14 protein-coding genes are annotated in these 20583 nt (G+C 44.8%); 6 read left to right on the top strand and 8 right to left on the bottom strand.

Features of this window, described 5'->3' with window-relative positions:
- Positions 1 to 16: 16 nt before the first annotated feature.
- The 6 genes from F0251_RS21210 to F0251_RS21235 all read right to left on the bottom strand — a co-directional run bounded on the left by F0251_RS21210 (position 17) and on the right by F0251_RS21235 (position 11513).
- Entirely contained in the window at positions 17 to 2614 is a 2598-nt protein-coding gene (locus F0251_RS21210) for a hypothetical protein (RefSeq protein WP_105057205.1), read from the bottom strand.
- 342 nt (positions 2615 to 2956) lie between these two features.
- On the bottom strand, positions 2957 to 3622 hold the full coding sequence (locus F0251_RS21215; protein ID WP_253820312.1) for a hypothetical protein: 666 nt from the start codon (positions 3620 to 3622) through the stop codon (positions 2957 to 2959).
- Positions 3623 to 3916: 294 nt separating this feature from the next.
- Positions 3917 to 4843, bottom strand: a complete 927-nt coding sequence (locus F0251_RS21220; RefSeq protein WP_171731749.1) for a hypothetical protein — start codon at positions 4841 to 4843, stop codon at positions 3917 to 3919.
- Positions 4844 to 4916: 73 nt separating this feature from the next.
- Positions 4917 to 5651: a hypothetical protein gene (locus tag F0251_RS21225; protein ID WP_061033482.1), complete on the bottom strand. Its 735-nt coding sequence runs from the start codon at positions 5649 to 5651 to the stop codon at positions 4917 to 4919.
- A gap of 50 nt (positions 5652 to 5701) precedes the next feature.
- The gene (locus F0251_RS21230; RefSeq protein WP_171731750.1) at positions 5702 to 7948 is read right to left on the bottom strand and encodes an inverse autotransporter beta domain-containing protein; all 2247 of its coding nucleotides are present in this window, start codon (positions 7946 to 7948) and stop codon (positions 5702 to 5704) included.
- Between the two features lie 394 nt (positions 7949 to 8342).
- A complete protein-coding gene (locus tag F0251_RS21235) occupies positions 8343 to 11513 on the bottom strand; it encodes an HD domain-containing phosphohydrolase (protein WP_171731751.1) in 3171 nt (1056 codons plus the stop codon).
- A 449-nt stretch (positions 11514 to 11962) separates the two neighbouring features.
- On the opposite strand from F0251_RS21235, the gene F0251_RS21240 reads away from it, so the two are divergent.
- The 5 genes from F0251_RS21240 to F0251_RS21260 all read left to right on the top strand — a co-directional run bounded on the left by F0251_RS21240 (position 11963) and on the right by F0251_RS21260 (position 16572).
- Positions 11963 to 12934 (top strand): tripartite tricarboxylate transporter substrate binding protein, encoded by a 972-nt coding sequence (locus tag F0251_RS21240; protein ID WP_171731752.1) that lies wholly within the window; start codon positions 11963 to 11965, stop codon positions 12932 to 12934.
- A 241-nt stretch (positions 12935 to 13175) separates the two neighbouring features.
- Positions 13176 to 13676: a tripartite tricarboxylate transporter TctB family protein gene (locus F0251_RS21245; protein ID WP_065677028.1), complete on the top strand. Its 501-nt coding sequence runs from the start codon at positions 13176 to 13178 to the stop codon at positions 13674 to 13676.
- A gap of 10 nt (positions 13677 to 13686) precedes the next feature.
- Positions 13687 to 15207, top strand: a complete 1521-nt coding sequence (locus F0251_RS21250; RefSeq protein ID WP_061033486.1) for a tripartite tricarboxylate transporter permease — start codon at positions 13687 to 13689, stop codon at positions 15205 to 15207.
- Between the two features lie 191 nt (positions 15208 to 15398).
- Positions 15399 to 16157 (top strand): sulfite exporter TauE/SafE family protein, encoded by a 759-nt coding sequence (locus tag F0251_RS21255; RefSeq protein WP_171731753.1) that lies wholly within the window; start codon positions 15399 to 15401, stop codon positions 16155 to 16157.
- A gap of 223 nt (positions 16158 to 16380) precedes the next feature.
- Positions 16381 to 16572 (top strand): hypothetical protein, encoded by a 192-nt coding sequence (locus F0251_RS21260; RefSeq protein ID WP_061033488.1) that lies wholly within the window; start codon positions 16381 to 16383, stop codon positions 16570 to 16572.
- A 152-nt stretch (positions 16573 to 16724) separates the two neighbouring features.
- On the opposite strand, the gene F0251_RS21265 is transcribed toward F0251_RS21260, so the two are convergent.
- Positions 16725 to 17138 (bottom strand): VF530 family DNA-binding protein, encoded by a 414-nt coding sequence (locus F0251_RS21265; protein WP_061033489.1) that lies wholly within the window; start codon positions 17136 to 17138, stop codon positions 16725 to 16727.
- Positions 17139 to 17539: 401 nt separating this feature from the next.
- Here F0251_RS21265 and F0251_RS21270 point away from each other — a divergent pair, with 401 nt between their 5' ends.
- Complete coding sequence (locus F0251_RS21270) at positions 17540 to 18688, top strand: HD-GYP domain-containing protein (RefSeq protein ID WP_253821647.1); 1149 nt, start codon at positions 17540 to 17542, stop codon at positions 18686 to 18688.
- A gap of 437 nt (positions 18689 to 19125) precedes the next feature.
- Here the strand turns inward: F0251_RS21270 and gnd are convergent, their stop codons facing one another.
- Positions 19126 to 20574 (bottom strand): decarboxylating NADP(+)-dependent phosphogluconate dehydrogenase, encoded by a 1449-nt coding sequence (gnd, locus tag F0251_RS21275; RefSeq protein WP_171731755.1) that lies wholly within the window; start codon positions 20572 to 20574, stop codon positions 19126 to 19128.
- Positions 20575 to 20583 lie beyond the last annotated feature (9 nt).

A 20583-nucleotide genomic window follows, 5' to 3' on the forward strand; every position in this document is an offset into this window, starting at 1 on the left:
ATATGCTTACAAACTATTATTCAGGAGCGACTGTCCAAGCGTTGTAACCTTTCTTCGTCTCAGTGAAATCAAGATTTGGTCGGCCCATTCCCGCTTCACACTTCGTTTCATTCGCTGGCAAAGAGAAGAATGCATTGTGTGGGTTAAACTCTGGGAAGAAACGATACACTTGGTCGAAAGCGACCGGCATATTCATTAAGCGGTTATCGACCATTCTGGTTGTGCCCGCGCGAACCAGTTCCCAACGCTCATTCCAGTTAACACGAACATACGCGTCGTAATCTGAGTTGTTGGTCGCCGTCAGCTGGATACGGCTCCAGTAATTAAAAAATGAACCACCCGTTTGGCATCTCATGGTTAAATCTACTGGCACAGTTTGTGGTCGGTTCGCTTCATTCTGAATACCGAAACGAGAAACAAACATGTATTGATTTGGTGTGCCTTTGTCACCATTTTTTGGATAGATGATAAGCTCATCTTTAACTGTCCAATCAACACCGCCACCACTTCGGTCAAAAATACGTCCATCTTCAACCGAAGTAATCGTCATCTCAGACGTATTTCCCGAAGCAATGATGGATTCTTCTAGGTGTTGATCAGATTGCGCTTGGAAAGAAAACAACTGAGATTTACCACTATCGACACTGCATCGTTCACTAGTAACTTTGTTACCTCTCACTGTTAAGCAATCATCAGGGGCTGCAATAGGATCCATCGAGCGAATTTGAAAAACATTCGTTGGGTGGTTTATGGTACCTAATGCAGCAGGCAGAAACTTAAACAGTACGTTTCCATCGGTATCTTCGCCAACTGGCATAGAAGTATCACAGTCTTTGAAAGAAAATTGACCATACGTATTTGTCAGACATTGAACGCTTCCGTCGCTAGAGAAATTGAGAATACGCTTACCTCGATCACCGATAGCAATATTGAAGCGTTTTGACTTCACCTTACCAACCCCTTGTACACGGTAATGTGCGACGAGATCCAGTGGTAATACTACGTTAGCAAAGCGAGGAAGATATTTTGCGTATTCGCCGCCTAAATTCGCAGCAGCATCTGCGATAGAATCATTGAGTGTCGCAACATCAAGGTAGAATTGGCCCTCTTCAGAGAACTCAGAAGCATTCGCCAAAATAGTGCTATTGATTGTCTGCTCGACCAGTTTCAATGCTTCTTCAGCTAAGCTAGGTAGTTCAGGTACATACACCTTCACAAGCTCAACTAACGGGTATTCGGCTGTCCAAGTTACACTTTCCAAACCTGAAATGGCACTGTGATCCAGTGTATCCAATGACAATTGAATCCCCGTATCACGGATTTCTCGGCTGCCATTACGGCTGCCTTTGTTGGTAATATTTGTTACCGCGCCATTAATGTATGCGTTGCCGTAAAACACATCGTTCGTTGCATCTGCATCGGCAAGCACAATTTGGCTGGCATCAGTGTTGTACGTCACAACCGTAGAAACGTTGTTCCAAGTAAACGTCTGTTTGCCTGTGGTTTGAAGATCGAACGCGACGTCGTTTGTTACGTGGCCACCTTGTAACGTTTTAGTTTGGGTGCCCGCTTGGATGCTTTGTCGATTGTCATCATCTTGCCATACATTAAGACCCGTCAGTTTTACACCGCTACCGTTGGCAATAAAGTCACACGACTCCGGGGTGTTTTGTGTCAACACACAGGTACTGTCTGGGTTGTTAGAATCGACAATACGCATTGGCGATGCACTCAAGTAAGCGCCTTGGCCTGTCATTGTGGTGCGGCCTTGCGGATCAACAAAAGAAACCGGTGTGTCATTGTCGTTCAGCTTATAACCCAGCGATACACTGTAGAACGCCGCTGAATCCCAACCTTGCGAAGGAATAACCTGACCCGTGATGGTGTTGTGACCACTGTTGATGCTTTGGCTTTGGCCTGATAGCGTTACCCACTCTGTTGTGGTGTTGTCTTCGCCAGTACCGACCGTTTTTTCCAGCAGCACTCGAATAGGTTGGTTAGCAAAACTGTTTGTGCTGCCATTAACTAAATCAAAGTCTAACGTGACATTGATTGGCGTTTGGGTCGCTAGCCACATTTTGCCGTCTCGGGTCAGGTTTTCACCTTTTGCCGGTGCAAATGTCGCGGATGCGTTTTCAATTTCAGGCGCATCAGGGATCAAATCGTCCATGATAAGGTCGCCGCCCCACATTCTGCGCACGCCATCGGCCACCCACAGTTCTATCTGAACACCGGTGCTGTGGTAACCAGACTCAGGAAGCAAACAAGACCACTGGTTGTTGCCTAAGCTCGAACAAGTAGAATTGTGATTATCAGAACCATGAATCACCACCTTAGATGGGGCTTGCTCTTGGTACCACTCACCCTGCGGGAACGATACCGGCGTGGTGAGTAAGACCTTTTGATTTGGCTCTAGAGTAAGCCCTTCCGGTTTAAAATTAGCCACACAATATGGACTGGCACCATGTGGGTTGAAATCTAAACACTTCAGGTGAGGGTCAATATTGTCCGCGCCATATTCGTTAGCAATGTTCTGAGAGTGTTGAGCAGCATGGGCTACTGAAATGCTGGCTAAGCTGGTTAGCAGCGCCGCATAAATAGGAGAAAATTTCATTAAGATTTCAGTCTCTTCGTTTGAAAATAACAGTATTTAAATGGAGATAAAGGCCTTTAAAACCTCAACCGCTTCGAGCTCGTTAGCAACGAATGCCATTGAATACGGTCAGCCAAATGGCCGTTGTTGGAAGTCACAGCCAAAAGCAAGCAACCTTTAAAGACAGGCCAAGCTTGTGCTTGATTTGGCGTGAAATACAGTGAATTACCGTTAGTTTAGGTTTTATGAGTTTTTTTTAGAGCTTGTTAATTCAATGAGTTAGCAGAAGTGAGCCCGCTTCGTAGAAAGCGGGCTCACTCAGTGAAAGAATCGCCAGTGTTATGGCTTAAGAAGCGCAGGCACCTAGTCACTTTGCAACGCGCAGGTGTGTAAAATGTCCAGAATCAGAGCATTTTCATCGATGGTGTCTTGGTAAGGGATGGTCGGTAGCCCTTCCAGCGCTAAGTGCAGCTTTTCTGCGGTATAACGGTAGCTATCAAACCCCTGATGTTTCCATAATTCAATCGAGGCAATTGCACGGTCAATACACGCCTCCATAGGTACCGGCTCCACTAAATCATCGACGGTCAGTTCACCGCCCCACATTCTGCGCACGCCATCGGCCACCCACATCTCAACTTCCATACCCGTGCTGTAGAAATCAGACTCAGGAAGCACACAAGACCACTGGTTGTTGCCTAAGCTCGAACAAGTGGAATTGTGAGCATCAGAGCCAATAATCACCACCTTTGATGGGGCTTGCTCTTGGTACCACTCACCCTGCGGGAACGATACCGGCGTGGTAATCAATACCTTTTGATTTGGCTCTAGAGTAAGCCCTTCCGGTTTAAAATTAGCCACACAGAATTGACTGGCACCATGTGGGTTGAAATCTAAACACTGACGGTGAGGGTCAATATTGGCTGCGCCATAGCCTTCCGCAATGTTTTGAGAGTGTTGAGCAGCATTAGCTGCTGAAATGCTGGCTAAGCTGGTGAGCAATGCCGCGTAAATAGGAGAAAATTTCATGGTTGTTGGTCTCTTGGTGGTTAAATAAAAAGGTAAAAAGGTAAAAAGGTTAAAAGGCACAAGTCGGCCTGCTCTAGGAGCTATAGAAGCTAGCGCGTTGAATCGTGATTTTATAGGTACTGAGGCAGTGGAATATAAAGGCGAGAACAAACCTGCCATCCCACACTAGAGTAATATCCACAGCTGATTGGTATAAAAACAGCTGGTGGTAGTCACTGAAGGCAAGCATCTATTTGCCCTCAGTGCTCGTTAGTTGAAAAAGCATCACCAACTGATTGGGTTATGTCTCGATGGTTAGCGATCAAACTGTTGGCAATTGACCATACTCTTTCTTCTGTCTTGGTCACTGCCCGCCATCGTAAATTGGAATTGAAGGTTACTGATGGTGATTTCAGGGTTTGCCTCGGGATAAGGCAAAGCCAAGTTGCTGTCTGTCGTTTGATATATCACTAGCCCAAAACTAGGGGGGATCGGGTTCTTGGTCAGCGTAATCGGTATCGGATTATTGCCATCGTATGAGAAGTTGACAACCAGCGTTTCGGGTAACTTTTTGTCTTGAAACTTTGGAGTCGATGGGCTGAAGTCGACGGTTTGCACGCTTGCCAATTCGGTCATTTCCGTCACGCCCGGCAAAAAATCGAACGCCAGCGTTGGAAAGCTCAATCGATACCGCCTGCTTCCAGACGGATTTGAAACAATATTGCCAAACGCAACTTGCATATAGTCGACGGTTTGCGCTTCATAGCAAATCCCTTTGGTACCATCTGGTGAGTACTTAAGTGCCACGGGTAATGGTTCACTTTCAAAGGTGCGCGTTGCTTCTGGGTAACCCTTGTCAACCTTGCCGCTGTATTTCACGGTCAGAGGTTTAAAGCCCACGCCTTTATCAAACACCTTATCAATGTCTGATGGGTGGATGGTCAGGGTTGGCGAACTCGCAAAACACTCTCCCTGATCATTACACCACTGGTAGTTTTTTGAATCAGCAATGACCTCATCGCCATCGGGATCGAGATCTTGAATAGGACGAACGGAAATAGGGCCAGTGCCGATGGTGTTGTTCTCACTCGGTGCGACATTCCATTCAGGCATATCAGTTGGGTAACCGTGGCCTGAAATGGCTGGCGTGTGGTTAGAGCAAACTTGGTTTTCAGGGCATTCTGCCATCGCTGACCAAGAACAGCATAAAGCCAAAATAGTGATGATGGATTGACGTATCATGGTTGTACCCCTATCGAGAGAAAGCGGGCTGAAAACAGCCCGCTTGGTTAGTGGTTAAAGCAATCTCAAAGGATTAACGTAGTGAAGCACGCGTAATTGGTTCTTCGTTCATAGACGCAGTGATCGTGTAACCTTGTGCCTCTTTCGGTAATACGAATGTTAGGTCATTACCGGCGTCAACCAGCGCCGCTTGAAGCGCAGCTTCAGCATCGCCTTTCTGGTAAAGGCCAGCTGTGTCTGTTTCATTTTCTGTCAGTGTGAGCGTCACATCTGCTTTAGCCAGGTCAACAACCGCACCGTCATCCGCGTGTACCGTCAGAGTTTGACCCACTTCAGCTGTACCGCTGATGGTTAGGGTCATTGCTGCAGCAACGTTGAAGCCATTCGATTTCTTTTTATCAGAGACAAGCGTTGTTGACGGGTAGCCGTGTTCAGTATGAACTTGCCACACTAGGTTTAATTGTTTGTTTTTTAGCTCATTGAAGTTTGAAAATGTAATGACACCCTTGTTCAGCTCGCTGATATCCGCTTCATCTACTTTTGCGTATTCGGTACCACTCGCATCTTCTAACCAGTACGTCACCTTGGTGATGGCATCACCGTCTTGGTCTTCAAGAGTAGTAGGTGCATCGAATTCGACTTCAATATCCGCAGGTGTCCATACAATATCAGTTGTCGTCACCACAGGAACCGATACCGTTGGTTTGTGGCCTTGTACAGGTGCAGTGGCAACGCTGTCGATAGCCCAAGCTGCTGTTGCTGTAAAACCACCCATAAGTAAGCCGATAGTGATCATTGATTTTTTCATTGTCTTTCCTTTCTGAACGAAAACGTTCATGTTTTATTGTTAGTTATGAATTACTTGTTGTTTGTCGCCGACTTTGAATCCGACGGTTTTTTCTTTGTCACTTGGACTTTGAACTGGAACCCTTGGTCTTCGCCTTTCAACACATACTTTTGCTGATTGGCGTTCGCCACCTTGGTAAATTCTTTTTGGGTATCATGCTCTCTTCGCAACCATTGGAACGAGTATTGAGAGAGGTCTAAAATCGCCGCCTCATCTTCGAACACATAAGCCGTGATGGCTTCCGTCGTGAATAGGTCTTCATCTAGATGGTGCCCTTCATGAAACAGGTCGACACGATAGACACTGCCCTTTAACCACTCAATGTTGCCTTGCTTTGCGTCTTGTTCGTTCTGATCGTAAATTGCTTTTACCGTGACGGATTGCGCCACATGACTCAGTAAAACCAGCTCAGCGATGCCTTCTTCATTGGTGACGGTTTGGTAAACGAAGTTCGCTTGGTTCGGTTCTAGCTCTAACGTCTCACCATCCAACGTCAAAGATGTTAAGTCTTCAGCGATAATTTGATAGGTCACCGGGATATCGGCAACGGCTTTGCTCAATAAGGCACTCGCAACGATGCTTTCACCCGCGGTCGCGGTTTCTGGTTCAAACGAAATTGACTCAAGAAACTTACTGTCAGTGACCGTAATCGACATTGTGTTAGACTCTTTCACTTGGCCGCTTTTTAGCTTGTATCGAACCTTGAGCGACAGTGTATTGTTGCCGTCATAGCGGTAGCTTGGCGCGGTAAATAAAGGTACCGAAGCACTCTGACTGTCCAGATACGAATTAGCAGTACCTAACCAGGTGTAAGACACGATGTCAGGTCCCCCTTTCACCTCCATCCACTCCGCTAATGACTGCTGAGAGTTTTCTGCAACCACCACAGATTCAGGCAGACGAATACTGATCTCTGCGTATTTCTGTTTGTATTCCAAAACAATGTTATGGTCACGCTCAACAAAGTCCGTTAAACGGTCTTGTTTTGGTAAAGAGCTTTGGAAAACTTCACGGCGCTCAGGCTCGTAGAAACCGCCAAGAGACAAGGTATAGTTAACACCAGCTATCCACTGTTCACTTGCCCCTTCCTCATTTTGGTATCCCAATGAGAACGCCAGCTCTTTGGTCGGTTTAAACTCGGAGTTTAACTCGAAACGCAACGGGTTTTTGGTCGGGTTACTGCCATCGCGATGTTCTACGTATCGACCAAGATATTGACCCGCAGTACCACTCACCTTCCAGCGTGTATCCATCGGTAGATAGCTTTCTAGCGTGAGATCCCAACCCTTCGCAGGCTTTTCAACAAGGCTGTTCATCCCTTCATACTCGTCCGGCGAATCTTTCCAATTCGACAGAGGGAAATAGAAATTGGAGCTCATATTTCCGTAGCCCACCCCGTACTCAACACCTAAGCTCATTCTTCGGTGATAGCGCTGGTGGTCATAATCTATGAAGGTGTTTACCCCGTAGTACTCATCTTCAGCGAGTTGACGATAACCCGTACCAATGTGCGAAAAGTCTCGGCCATGGAAGTCGTCTTGGTTAAACACCGCACCCGCTTGAATAAACCACAAAGATTTATCGTCGGCTTGCCAAAAAGGGAACAGGCTTTCAACCTGATCAACTTTCCATTTGCTGCCTTTCGCTAAAGAGACGCCTAAATCAAACTGCGCGCCACCAAAAGCTTCAGATAACCAATCTTCTGTTTCACTCACACCAGCAGCTACTAAACGAGATGGTACTTGCTCTTGGTAGGCGCGAATGTTGCCCTGTTCAGACTGTTGTTGAGCAATGGTCACGAGTTCGGAAGTCATGGGAGCAATATAAGGGTTCGCTTCGTTAAGCTTACCCTCGTCCAAAGCTAGGTTTGGCAACGAAGCACTATCTAGCCCCTTGCGGGTCTGATATTGATGATCGGTCAATTCAGCAATAAGTGGCTCTACAGTTTTCCACTCCGCATCACTGTATGGACCACACTGAAGCTCGTCCTTCCCTAGCTCAACCTCACGGCAATAGGTGCTCATGCTAGTAATGATATTTAGTAGCGCTTCATCGACTTGATAAGCTGAAAACGTAACAAAGGTATTTTTTACCGTCTCTTGCTCATTGCTAACTTGCGTGTTGTTAGCTTGTACGGTTGAAGCTACCTCTACGGGTTTTAGTTGGTTCCCCTCTAATGGGTTTGCATAACATGCTAGGCTCACAGCCAAACTACATGGCAGTAAGAACACAGCATTAATGGTTCTTGGCTTAAACATGACAAAATGGATTCTTCAAAAATTTTTCAGAATCTTAATCAAGAAAACTCGAATTACCGCGTAATTCACCGTGAAAGATGAAAAGTGCTTAAATTCAATAATTTGGAAGGTGAAATGAGGGCTAAAAGGCGTGTAATTTAGAAGTTTTTTAGTTTTTATTGATAAAATTACCAAGTGAAATCCTTATTAATATGGGTTACCAAGCGATAAATTGCCACTTCAAAAAATGGGATTTTTTTTCATCTTGTTTTTCTGCGAACTTATTGACACATAGTGATGTTGCATAGAAAAAGCGCACCAATTGAGTGCGCTTTTGAGTCCTGCCAAAATAAAGGTAAATCGCTTATTCACTTAATGTACATCGAGTAGTGAAGTGCCTTTTAACCGAGGGGCATTAAGCCGCTGCACTTTTCTGGAGATATTTCGACACGTCGACACTGTCTATTTGCTCCGGTTTCAAGTACGTTTCCGCGTATCGAATGTGGGTCCCACTCGTTAGGAACAGCCTAAACAGTTCTATGTCGATATGTTCATCCAAAGCCATTTTGTGCATGATGTCGATGGCAACACTGATTGGCTTTGCTTTCTTGTACGGTCTATCAGCCGCTGTTAGCGCCTCAAAAATGTCCGATATCACAAGAATTCGCTCGGGGATCGAAAGGTCCTCTGCAATTAGCTTTCTTGGATAGCCTGTACCTTTTAGCGTTTCATGGTGAGTCGACGCATAGCGCGGCACTCGTCTAAGTTCTTTCGGGAATGGCAGGCTTTCAAGCATTTTGATGGTACCTATCATATGCTCATTGATTTTGAATCGATCTTCGGCCGTTAAAGTGCCACGAGCAATACACAGGTTGTAGACCTCACCGAGATTATATAGATGTTCAGGTACATCCATTTTTATCTGATGCTTTGGATCAAACTCTAATGGTCGGTCTCGTTTGACTATGTGTTCTGGTCTATCACTTAAAAGCTGCTCTATAGCGGGTAAGCTTGAGCTAGGAACCCGATTCATCGCCTCTATTGGCGATAAACCCAATTGATCATCAAAGTTACGCGTCCATGTCGTTTCTGCGATAGAACGAATACGGGCGACCTTATCATCACTCATAAATTCACCACCCACATTAGATGTCGCGATGAATGCAAAATCGTCTTGTAACTTTTGCTTGGTTGCCGCTAACTCTTCGGCTATCTGATCCGTTGGAAACTCGCCTTCAAGTTGCTTTCGCAAAGCCGTAATTTCTGCATCACGCCAAAGCACCTCAAATCGAGTTCTCACCTCATGGATACGGTTATAGTTCGCTTCTAGTTTAGAGCCTTTATCCACGATATGTTCAGGTGTTGTGATCTTACCGCAATCATGTAGCCACGCTGCAATTCTAAACTCACGACGTTCATCGTCATTTTCAAACTTAAAATCTTTAAAGTAGTCTGATTGAGACTGTTCAGCCGCTTCTGCCAACATCAATCCGAGCTCAGGTACACGGTTACAATGACCTGCAGTGTAAGCAGACTTATCATCGATAGCTTGCGCGATAAGTTTAATAAAGGATTCGACAAAAGCTTCCTGTGTTTGTTCGTGCTGCTTTATCTCCGCAGCCATGTCTTTGACCGCGACAGATAGCTCCCATACCTCTTTTATACGTGTATCAAGTACGGTCACATTGTCATAGTCACGCTGCTTTACCTTGTTGGTTTCAGCTTTTAGCTGACGTATTGGCCGAACAATCGGCGCACCAAAAATCCAAGCGACAGGCAAAGTAAGGCTCATTAATAGAACGGTCACACCAATTGAGGTCGCGACTCGCTTGTTAACTGCGCTGTATATCTCAGTTTCAGGGATGGCTACCGCAAAGTACTCTGAGTAATGCCCACCCGTATCGATCTTCTTCAAATATAGGTGCTTAAGTTCACCATTGAGGTTTAGTTCAACCATCTCACCTTCAACAGTCGCTGTTGCGGTTTTTTCATAGAGCTCCGTGTAAGGAATCGTGGTACCTGCATTGAAAGCCTGATGATCAAACCACTTTTGAGCTAACGCCGTTTTATGCTCATCAGTAAGCGACTTGATGGCTTGGTTGATGATAGGTAGCAGCTGTTGGTGTTTATTCTGCAAAACAATATGGAATTGATTAGGATAGTCTGTTTTTAGATCAAGCAGCGCTTCACTTACTTTCAAGTTCCGATGGAAGAGCTTATCCAATGAAAATGACAATACAGGCTTAACATCAATTACCGCAAAAACCTCTCCGTTGTCGACAGCGTCTAGCGCTGCCTCAATATCCGTAAACTCCAAAAGATTAATGTTTGGGAAGTCAGATCTTAATTTCGGTGTAATTGACCATCCAGATAAAATGGCTACGCTCTTTCCATCAAGCTCTTGGTAGTTAATTACTGCTGGAGCATCACGTTTCGTGACCACAGCAAACGGTAGTTCATAAATCGGGTCAGTGTATAAGCCGATGATACCGTTACTTTCGTAATTTTGAACCGAGTGTAAGCCATCAATACTTCCCTCTTGGAATTTGCCAGTTAACTCCGCCCACGAGAAGCCATTTACAAATTCGAACTGAACTCCACTCATCTCACTGATCATTTTCAGTAGATCAATCGCATAACCGTGTGGTTTTCCTGATACTGAAAAATCCATCGGTCCCCAATCACTTTGATTTGAAAACAATAGAGGCGATGTATTGTCTATTATGGTTTGTTGCTGTGAAGACCAGTTAATTTGGTTAGCTTGAGGGAGTGTGTTACTCGACTGATAATTGCGATTAGACGCGATGATGTTGCCTGACTTTGAATAAAGGAAAGACTCAACTTTACTGTCTTCATCTAGATCCAACGCACTCGCAGACAACTTACTCGCTAACGAAGACAAAACAATATCAATCCCTATCACATGTTGAGTGTCGCTTACTGCTTTGGATTCAAACGCTAATGAATATGTTTGGCCAGTGATTTGAAGGTGTTGAAATAGATAAGGCTGAGTTTTCTCGACAGTCTCTGTATTGGCAGATACATACCAAGGTCTTGTGGTTGGAAAGTAGTTGCTTGGTTCTGTCTTAGAGTCTCTAAGATTAAAGTCCAAATCATAGTATTTGGTGGTACGAATTCTACCTCGATGTTGGTTGCGGATTTCAATGACAACCCAACGGTCGCTATTCTGTGCGCCTATCTTATCTCTAACATGCGGTGAAGACTCCAAATTAATGATTTGGAAGAAGTTGTCGTTAGATGAACCGATATAAATACTGTAGAAGAGAGGATTATCTGTTATCGCTTCAGAAAGAATCCCACGCGATTCTTCTCTGGATATTTGATGGCTGATAGAGCGATGCACAGCAGAAAGCAAGCGTGCAGTGTTGATCGCGTCTGAATCGACGTTACTTATATAGTCACTTAAGTCTTGAGACACCATCGTCAATTTTGACAGGGTATGCTCAGTCGCCATTTTTTTACTGAAGTAATATTGAAGTGATACAGCAACAATTGCCGTAAGTACCGTTGCAAGTAAAAACATCCCGCCAACGGTCACCCGTAATGAGATTTTTGTGTTTGTCATTATTCGATCCTTGAATAACCACTAGCCCAGAAATGTAACATGCCAGCAATACTTATATTATTACAGTAGCATAACCAACCTAGCAACACATTATTCCATATATCCAAGATCGTCTCTCCATATCACTCTTTGCGTCACAATAAGTTCCCTCTTTGATGATACATAGCTGTATAAAGCGACCAACAGTCAAAAAATTGCTCACATAAACTCAAGGAAAACCTAATTATTATGGCTGGCAGAATCCTATAGCCACGCCACTGTGAACTTTATGAACAATATTATTCCAATGTTCTTTATTCTCAATATCACCACATTACAGACATTTCGTTAACACACCGTTAACTTTAACTTCATCTGCTTAGCAACACCCAAAAGTGATGTTTAGCAGCTAGATATAAAACATAAGTTTCTCTCCATTGAAGAGATCCCCTACATAAGGAACGTGAACCATGTTCAAGGCACTGAAACCTACTCTTGCGGCTTCTATTATCGCAGCAACCTTTTCTTTCAACACTTTTGCTGCAGACGTAGAAAAAATCCACTTCCTAATCCCTGGCGGCGCTGGTGGCGGTTGGGATATGACTGCGCGTGGTACTGGTGATGTACTAGTGAAATCAGACATCGTAGAAAATGTCTCTTTCCAAAACCTATCTGGTGGTGGCGGCGGTAAAGCAATTGCTCACCTAATTGAAACGGCACAACGTCAAGAAGACACATTAATGGTGAACTCTACCCCTATCGTTGTTCGCTCACTAACAGGTATCTTCCCTCAATCTTTCCGCGACCTAACACCGGTTGCTGCAACGATTGCTGACTATGGTGCGATCGTTGCGTCTGCGGATTCTAAATACAACACTTGGGAAGACGTAGTAAAAGAGTTCGAAAGTAACCCTCGTAAAGTAAAAATCGCTGGTGGCTCTGCGCGAGGCAGCATGGATCACCTAGTAGTTGCAGCGGCATTTAAAGGCGAAGGGTTTGATGCTAAGAAAGTTCGTTACATCGCCTATGATGCTGGTGGTAAAGCGATGGCAGCACTACTTTCAGGTGAAACGCAACTGCTATCAACCGGCCTTGGTGAAGTGCTAGAGATGTCTAAATCTGGACAAGTAAAAGTACTGGCAGTAACAGCTCCGAAACGTCTTGAAGCAGCGCCTAATATCCCAACACTAACTGAGTACGGCAACGAAACTGTATTTGCCAACTGGCGTGGCTTCTTCGCGGCTCCAAACACAAGCCAAGCGAAAATCGATGAGTGGAACGAAGCGTTAGGCAAAATGTACAAGACCGATGAGTGGCAAGTGGTTCGCGACCGTAACGGTTGGATCGACAACTACAAAGCAGACCAAGACTTCTACGCCTTCTTAGAAGATCAAGAAAAACAGATGGGCGACCTAATGCGTGAGCTAGGGTTCTTGAAGTAACCAATAACGATAGAGGGTCATAGTGCCCTCTTACTCTTTCCTTGTTTCGCCGTACATGAGTTTACTAAAACTCCTTTGTTTATTCGTAACGTATTACCAAAGCTTGCCGATTCGTTGTAGACGCAAGTGGCTAAAGCAGCACTGTAATTCGCTCACTTTTGGTTAGTGATCCCAGACATTCTTCATTAACTCGCTCATGTACGGCTTTTTTACTTTCTATACACCCCAAATGGAGTTGGATATGTCGGACTTACCAACCAAATTTCTGAGTAAGGAATCTTTGCTTTCGAAGGATCGCATCGGAGCCATGATCTTTATGCTGGCGTGCTTGTGCTACGGCTACCAAACCACGCTGATTCCTTTGTTTCCCGGTGACGAGTACGAACCCTTCACAGCAAGAACCTTACCTACCCTGTTGACGTTTATCGGCATTGGCCTTTCATTGATCCTGCTAATAACAGGACAACCGGATAAGAAAGTCACATGCGACGCAACGCCGCTGAACTGGAAACTGCTGATTGGCTTCTTGGTGTTAATGGCACTGTACGGTGTTGGGCTGACTTATCTTGGCTTTGTTTTAGCAACCAGCTTCTTCTTACTTGCAGGCTTTTACCTGTTGGGTGAGCGTCGTAAAGCGGTTTTATTTGGCGCGTCGTTCCCTTTCGTTATCGCGTTCTTTCTTTTATTAACTCAAGGCTTAGATATCTACCTAGAGCCTGGTTTAATCTTCACTCTTTGGTAGGGATAACATTATGTTAGACGGAATTTTACAAGGACTTTCGACCGCTGTGATGCCAATGAACATCATGATGGTAATTGTGGGGTGTTTCGTTGGCACCTTCATCGGTATGCTTCCGGGGTTAGGTCCAATTTCAGCAATCGCGTTGATGATCCCTATTACATACGGCCTAGACCCTTCTTCTGGCCTAATCTTGATGGCAGGTGTTTACTACGGCGCGGTATTTGGCGGCTCGACATCATCAATCCTAATCAATGCACCGGGCTGTTCTTCTACGGTTGTAACCGCTTTCGATGGCTACCCAATGGCGCAAAAAGGTCAAGCAGGTAAAGCACTAGCCCTTGCTGCATACTCTTCTTTTACTGGCGGTACGCTTTCAGCGATCATGCTTTTGATTGCAGCTCCGGCGCTAGCAAGCGTGTCACTGAGCTTCCAGTCTTCAGACTACTTTGCACTGATGCTATTGGGTCTCTCTGCTGTAGCAGCGTTTGCTGGCCCGGGTCAGGTTATCAAAGCCTGGATGATGACTATCTTAGGCTTGATGCTATCAACCGTAGGTATCGACAAGGGTGTTGGTGTCGAGCGTTTCACATTTGGCCTAACAGACTTAATGGACGGTTTTAGCTTCCTACTACTGGCGATGGCAACCTTTGCTCTGGGCGAAACCTTAATGGGCATTCTTAAACCAGAAAAAGACACCAGTGCTGAAGAAAGCCAAAAGATGTCTGATATCGGCAGCATGAAAGTGACCAAAGAAGAGATCAAAGAAGTGGCTCCAGTTTCAATTCGCTCTTCAATCCTTGGCTTTTTTACTGGCGTACTTCCGGGTGCTGGCGCGACCATCGCCGCTTTCCTTAGCTATGGTATGGAACGTAGCCTTGCACCAAAAGACAAACAGAAAGAGTTTGGTAAAGGCAGCATTCGTGGTCTTGTTGCTCCAGAATCGGCAAACAACGCAGCATCAAGTGGTTCATTCGTTCCTCTACTGACGCTGGGTATCCCGGGCTCTGGTACCACCGCTATCATGCTAGGTGCATTAATCGCTTATGGAATTCAACCTGGCCCTCGTCTATTTGTCGAGCACCCGGATGTATTCTGGTCGGTAATCATCTCTATGTACTTCGGTAACATCGTACTGGTTATCTTGAACCTACCGCTTATCCCGTACATCTCTAAACTGCTGGCTGTACCGAGAACCGTATTACTACCAATGATTTTGTTCTTCTCAATCACAGGTGTTTACTTGGTCTCTTTCAACACCATGGATGTATTTGTAATGTTGATTATTGCGATGGCTGCCATTGCGTTGAGGTTGGCTAACTTCCCTCTAGCGCCGCTACTGCTTGGCTTTATCTTAGGTGGTTTGATGGAAGAAAATCTAAGACGTGCGCTGATGATCAGCGATGGTGAACTAAGCTTCCTGTGGGAGCGCCCTATCACGATGACATTCACTATCCTTGCGGTATTGGTTCTATCTAGCCCGATTCTAGTGAAACTATTTAAAAGCTTTAGAGCAAAACCAGTGGAAGTTTAAAGCTCTACCAAGTCAATTAAACCTCAACGAAAGGAGCCATTGGCTCCTTTTTTCATTTCGACTTTCAATACGAACCAGCAGTTAAAGATGGTAGCAAACTCACAAACTAGCACCTTCAACACGCTCAGCTCTGATATTTTTAACAAAATAAAGTAAGGTAACCAGTCATTTAACGCATTGGACTCAAAACTATGGATTGGTTGATTCTATTTCTCTCAGGCGTGATTGGCGGTGTGCTTAACTCTATTGCAGGAGGCGGAAGCTTTATCACCTTCCCTGCCTTATTATTTGCTGGTGTTCCACCAATAGCCGCAAACGCGACCAATACCTTTGCATCATGTGCAGGCTACATCAGTGGCGCTTATGCACTGCGTCATGAGATCCAATCGGGTACCAAGCAGCTAAAGCTTACCATCGCTTTGTGCGTACTAGGTGGTGGTCTTGGTGCTTTCTTGTTATTACACACACCCGAAGCTTTATTTACTCAGTCCGTACCTTGGTTACTGCTTTTTGCAGCGTTGCTTTTCACTTTTGGCGGAACACTAAACAAATGGCTTAAGCGCGCCACAGAAAAACACAAACACGCCACCAGCGCTGGGGCTTTTTTTTCAGCACTATTACTACTCGTTGTGTGTATCTACGGCGGCTATTTCAACGCAGGATTAGGCATAGTGACATTAAGCTATTTAGCTCTTGCTGGTTACACCAATATCAATGTAATGAATGGGATCAAACTGCTGGTTTCAGCTTGTGCCTCGCTTGCAGCAATTGTGTTTTTTATCGTCAATGGGTCGATTGATTGGCCCTCTGGCATGGCGGTTTTAATGGGGACATTGGTTGGTGGCTATTACTCAGCGAAGATCTCTCGCCGCATTCCACAACAATATGTTCGAAACACAGTGATCATTGCGAGTTTTCTAATCACTGCCTACTTCTTTTACGCCAGTTAAACGCGGAATTTTTGTTACTCACGCAAGAGTGACTATCTACACAACGTTACTCTCGAACTAGCCAGACCGCTATTCTATTGCTTATATAATAGCCAGCTTGGAATGTGTGAATACCGTCATCGAATTAGTAAATTTGATATTAATTTAGGCTATTTTTTAGCCTTTATTATGAACAAAGTGGGATAATTCTCCTGTCGAAAATGAGACTTCATTAGGAGGCGTTATGAACATTAAACTCGGTCATGTCATGTCATCAAGTCGACTCATTTGCTTTGTCGCTTTTCTTGCTGCCACATTCGCGTGGATCCTAAAAATGCCCGCTCTGTTTTCTGTGTCAGCGCTCTTCTTACTGGTCAGCGCTATCGTTTATGTCGCCGATCTTTGGAAGAACCAAAAGAGAAATCGCGAAGCTTAAGGCTCAATAGCACTAACCTGAACACACGAAAAAAGGAGCGCTTAGGCTCCTTTTGTATTTTGTAATAATCACTTTAGTTAGCTGCTCTATCTAGTGATAGGCTTTTTAACGAGTCATTATTGGCTTCGCTTTATTTAACGGCGTCGTTTTTATTAACGACGAAAGTTACGACCGTTGCCGCCACGACGAGCTTTAAAAGCAGAAGCTGCTTTAGCTTGTGAAGCTTGAATCGACTCTACCGTTAACTCCATTGGTTCACGAGGCTCTAAACCATGTCGGAACGTTCTTGAGCGAGGTGGCATCTGGTATTCAATGTCTGACGCTTTAGGCATACGCTTGAAACGGTAAAGGTAGAAGTTTTCAACCTTTTCACGAGCCCACTCAGTCTTCTTAAGGTATTTAACAGCACTTGCGATAGTTGGCTTAGTGTTAAAGCAGTTCATGCGCATTGCCGCATCCAAAATTTCCCAACCATAGTGATCCACTAATTCAGTGATCATGGTTTCAAGCTTTAAGCCGTGTAGCGGGTTATTTTGTTGCAGTTCGATTCTTTCTTCTTCAGTCATAACATTACCTTTTTCAAGGCAGCTCGCCACCTTGAATATACGCTAGAACACCATCATCAATGACCGCTTCTAGCTCAATCACTTAGGCATTATGTCCATTGCCTTTCTTTATGCCTTTATGATGGCATAAAGCATGTCAGTTATCCTATTTATCTTTTCATTTAATTTAAAAACCTTCATCAACCATCCTAGGCATAACCTCATAGTTGTTCATTGATTAGCTGTTGCACCTACCTATGTGCAAGTTAACAGAATTAATGAGAACACACTGAAATAACCATTTAATTACTATTGTTATTATCTTTTATCCGCACGCAGTGCTATGGTTTATTCGAGACTAATGAAACAAAAATACTAATAAGAAACAATGATATAACTATAATTAAAGGTTGACTTGTAACATGTTTGACTACTCCCAGCTCAACAGAGTAGCGGCTCAAGATAAGGACATTATCGCCATTGTTAATGACCTTTTTCGGCTAGCTCGCGAACATTACCCCATATTATCTCGGCTTTCGGTCATACTTTGCAGTGACAATAAGGCATCAGATTACTTTGTTGCAGACGCCCTTAGTAAAGAGGCTGAACATCGACACATCGAGCAGAAAATCAAACCAGAATCGGCACTTTCTCGATTAGCTGAATCCCTCGATATTCGAATCATCAACGATCTAACTTCGGTTCACCAAACCAGACAGATTTCCAACCTCATTAAACTTGGCCATCGAAGCAGCTATACCACGCCCATTCAATACCAAGAACACAGCCTTGGCTTTGTATTTATTAACGCATCATCAACCAACTTCTTTGATGAAACATTAGTTCAAAGCGATGCCGCCTATCTCGCTCAAGTTATTTCGAGTTTGTTCATTCAACTGTTTGAACGACAACGACATTTTCAATCTTCGTTGGCCATCGCACTGAATATGGGACATGCTCGTGATCCGGAGACCAAAGAACATTTGATTCGAATGGGTAAATACAGCGAACAGTTGGCTCGTACCTTGTCACACAGTAACGCTGACATCACTAATCAGTTCATTCATCGTATTCGGCTTTACGCGCCATTCCACGACATCGGCAAATACAGGATTCCCGATAAGATTCTATTTAGTACAGAGCGATTCACTGATAAGCAAAGAGCGATAATGAACAATCACACCTTGTATGGTGAAGAAATGATCAATGATGTAGTCTCCCTCTCCCATCATAATTCGATGTGTTCTGACGAAATACAATTCCTTAAGAATATCGTGCGTCATCACCATGAAAGGTTTGACGGTACAGGCTTACCTGATGCCTTGAGTGAGCAGTCCATACCACTAGAGGCGAGAATCGTAACCTTAGCAGATGTGTTTGATGCGCTAATGAGCAAAAGAGCTTATAAGCGGGCTTGGTCAATCAGTGAAGTGATGGATTATATTGAATCAAATAATGGCTCGATGTTTGACCCGCAATGCGTCAAAGCTCTGAAGCAAAATCTCGATTACTTCCTGTCAATTAGAAAGCAATATAACGACGACATTCAACCGCAAGCCATGACAGCTTAGTTAGGGCGTGTTGTTCTTTCGAGCTGGTTTTTGCAGCGAGTTGCTGGGTATTTATACAAGGCAGAGGCTTTGACGTGTAGCTAGCCTACATGAGAAGCCGATAACGCAGTAGAAATGACCAGCAAACGCTGCCCGAAGGGTTCGAGCTGGGCGCCCCCGCAAAAAGCGTGTTACTCTTTGTTGAGGGGGATTTGCTTAGAATGACTAGGCTACTTCCCCCTCGCCGCGATTAAAACGCTTTTGACTAGGCGTCCCCACCCGAACAAAATTTAACCACGAAAGATCAACACGCCCTAGTACTTAACCTGCAAGATCCCAATCTAATATCAAGCGTTAACTAAACTACAGCCAACAAAAAAGGATGCCAATTGGCATCCTTTTGATTTTTAGCTTTCACCTTTAAGAGCGTCGGCGCTCTTAACAGCTTCTCACTACGATTATACGTCGTAAGTTGTAGAAGCAGTGTCGCCGCCTGTACCAGTCCAGTTTGTGTGGAAGAATTCACCACGTGGACGGTCAGTACGCTCGTAAGTGTGAGCACCGAAGTAGTCACGTTGAGCTTGAAGCAGGTTCGCAGGTAGACGTGCTGTTGTGTAACCGTCTAGGAAAGATAGCGCAGAAATCGTACATGGCATTGGAATACCAGACTCTAGAGATTTCGCAGCTACTTTACGCCATGCCGCTAGGCTGCTTTGTAGGATGTTTTTGAAGTACTCGTCAGAACCTAGGAACGCGATGTCTGGGTTTGCTTCGTACGCATCACGGATGTTGCCTAGGAATGCAGAACGGATGATACAACCACCACGCCACATTAGTGCTACGTTACCGTAGTTTAGGTCCCAGCCGTTCTCGTTAGACGCTTCGCGCATTAGCATGAAGCCTTGAGCGTAAGAGATGATCTTAGAAGCTAGTAGAGCTTGACGTAGTGCATCAACCCACTCTTGCTTGTCACCTTCAACTGGAGTAATTGTCTTCTCAAACAAAGCTTCAGCTTCAACACGTTGATCTTTCAGTGCAGATAGGCAACGAGAGAATACAGACTCAGAGATAAGCGTTAGAGGAATCCCTAGGTCTAGTGCGTTGATACCTGTCCACTTACCCGTACCTTTTTGGCCTGCAGTGTCTAGGATCTTTTCAACTAGCGCTTCACCGTCTTCATCTTTGTAGCCAAGGATGTCAGCAGTGATTTCAACTAGGTAGCTGTCTAGCTCAGTCTTGTTCCAGTCAGCGAATACTGCTTGCATCTCGTCAGCAGACATACCTAGGCCATCTTTCATGAACTGGTAAGCTTCTGTGATAAGCTGCATGTCGCCGTATTCGATACCGTTGTGTACCATCTTAACGAAGTGACCAGCACCGTCGTTACCAACCCAGTCACAACAAGGCTCACCAGCGTCAGTTTTTGCAGAGATACCTTGGAAGATTGGCTTAACCGCTTCCCAAGCTTCAGCCGCGCCGCCTGGCATGATTGAAGGACCGAAACGAGCACCTTCTTCACCACCAGATACACCAGTACCGATGAAGTGGATACCTTTCTCACGACAATGCGCTACACGACGGTTAGTGTCTGGGTAGTTAGTGTTACCACCATCAATGATGATGTCGCCTTCGTCTAGAAGTGGGATTAGGTTTTCGATGAACGTGTCTACAACGTCACCAGCACGAACCATAAGCATCACTTTACGTGGTGCTTCTAGCTTCTCAACTAGCTCTTCTAGAGAGTAAGCACCAACAATGTTAGTGCCTTTAGCTGGACCTTCTAGGAACTCGTCTACTTTCGCAGCAGTACGGTTATGAGCCACAACTTTGAAGCCGTGGTCGTTCATGTTTAGGATAAGGTTCTGACCCATTACTGCTAGGCCAATTACACCGATATCACCTTTCATTATTTATAT

The organism is Vibrio sp. 070316B (assembly GCF_013114115.1).
In the GTDB taxonomy this organism is placed as follows: Bacteria; Pseudomonadota; Gammaproteobacteria; order Enterobacterales; family Vibrionaceae; genus Vibrio; species Vibrio chagasii_B.

Excerpts from the sequence above, each read along its gene's own strand:
- F0251_RS21220 (WP_171731749.1), bottom strand. The coding sequence starts at position 4,843 with ATGATACGTCAATCCATCATCACTATTTTGGCTTTATGCTGTTCTTGG.
- F0251_RS21230 (WP_171731750.1), bottom strand. The coding sequence starts at position 7,948 with ATGTTTAAGCCAAGAACCATTAATGCTGTGTTCTTACTGCCATGTAGT.
- gnd (WP_171731755.1), bottom strand. The coding sequence starts at position 20,574 with ATGAAAGGTGATATCGGTGTAATTGGCCTAGCAGTAATGGGTCAGAAC.
- F0251_RS21225 (WP_061033482.1), bottom strand. The coding sequence starts at position 5,651 with ATGAAAAAATCAATGATCACTATCGGCTTACTTATGGGTGGTTTTACA.
- F0251_RS21210 (WP_105057205.1), bottom strand. The coding sequence starts at position 2,614 with ATGAAATTTTCTCCTATTTATGCGGCGCTGCTAACCAGCTTAGCCAGC.
- F0251_RS21260 (WP_061033488.1), top strand. The coding sequence starts at position 16,381 with ATGAACATTAAACTCGGTCATGTCATGTCATCAAGTCGACTCATTTGC.
- F0251_RS21240 (WP_171731752.1), top strand. The coding sequence starts at position 11,963 with ATGTTCAAGGCACTGAAACCTACTCTTGCGGCTTCTATTATCGCAGCA.
- F0251_RS21235 (WP_171731751.1), bottom strand. The coding sequence starts at position 11,513 with ATGACAAACACAAAAATCTCATTACGGGTGACCGTTGGCGGGATGTTT.
- F0251_RS21215 (WP_253820312.1), bottom strand. The coding sequence starts at position 3,622 with ATGAAATTTTCTCCTATTTACGCGGCATTGCTCACCAGCTTAGCCAGC.
- F0251_RS21255 (WP_171731753.1), top strand. The coding sequence starts at position 15,399 with ATGGATTGGTTGATTCTATTTCTCTCAGGCGTGATTGGCGGTGTGCTT.
- F0251_RS21270 (WP_253821647.1), top strand. The coding sequence starts at position 17,540 with ATGTTTGACTACTCCCAGCTCAACAGAGTAGCGGCTCAAGATAAGGAC.
- F0251_RS21245 (WP_065677028.1), top strand. The coding sequence starts at position 13,176 with ATGTCGGACTTACCAACCAAATTTCTGAGTAAGGAATCTTTGCTTTCG.
- F0251_RS21265 (WP_061033489.1), bottom strand. The coding sequence starts at position 17,138 with ATGACTGAAGAAGAAAGAATCGAACTGCAACAAAATAACCCGCTACAC.
- F0251_RS21250 (WP_061033486.1), top strand. The coding sequence starts at position 13,687 with ATGTTAGACGGAATTTTACAAGGACTTTCGACCGCTGTGATGCCAATG.